At 49.1% G+C, this 741-nt stretch carries 1 protein-coding gene; it reads left to right on the top strand.

Features of this window, described 5'->3' with window-relative positions; translation table 11 throughout:
• The coding region (locus J5224_RS32470) for a zinc-dependent metalloprotease family protein (protein WP_319802533.1) at positions 1-741 on the top strand (741 nt) is incomplete at both ends.

Genomic DNA, 741 nt, shown 5'->3' on the forward strand with positions numbered 1-741 from the left:
GACATTGCAACAAAATGCCCTTAACACCAATCTCAGAATACGATATACCGTCAGTGATATCGTCACCAATATCGCAGAGAGAGGTCGAAACCAGCACCAATTACTCGCGGCTATGCAGACCCCCAATAACGAGTTGGGTCAATTTGCAGCATACCAACGTAACCGTGCACGGGCAGACCTGGTTCAATTAGTCGTCGCCTATAATGGCGTTTGTGGGTTAGGAAACCACTTGGACGGCTCCTTACACCACTTTAGGTATTGGGGGTTTAGCACCGTCTGGCACAGATGCGTCGATAATTTTACCCATGTACATGAATTCGGTCATAATTATGGTGCCATGCATGACCGAAACACCGAACAAAACCGCTTTTTCCCGTGGGGATTTGGTTTTCGGGATACGGCAGTGGTTCCTGGGTTTAGCACAGTGATGACAAGTTGCAACGGTTGCAGCAGAATCAATATGTTTTCCAGCCCGTTATTAGCACCTAATGGTCGCCCCATGGGAACCACAATGGAAGATAACCGGCGAGTGGTCGATCAAACACGCCACAATGCCGCGCTGGTTTTTCCAAAAGATCCTGGTGGTCCTGTCGATCCCGAATATCCTGTAGATCCTGGTTATCCCACAGGCAACTACGACCATGTGTTTCCAAGCGGTCTATCCACCTACCGAGCAGGAACACGTGTTTTACAGCCCAGAAATAACCTTATCTACGAGTGCCGTCCATTCCCCAATGAGGG

Source organism: Candidatus Symbiopectobacterium sp. NZEC135 (assembly GCF_025962695.1).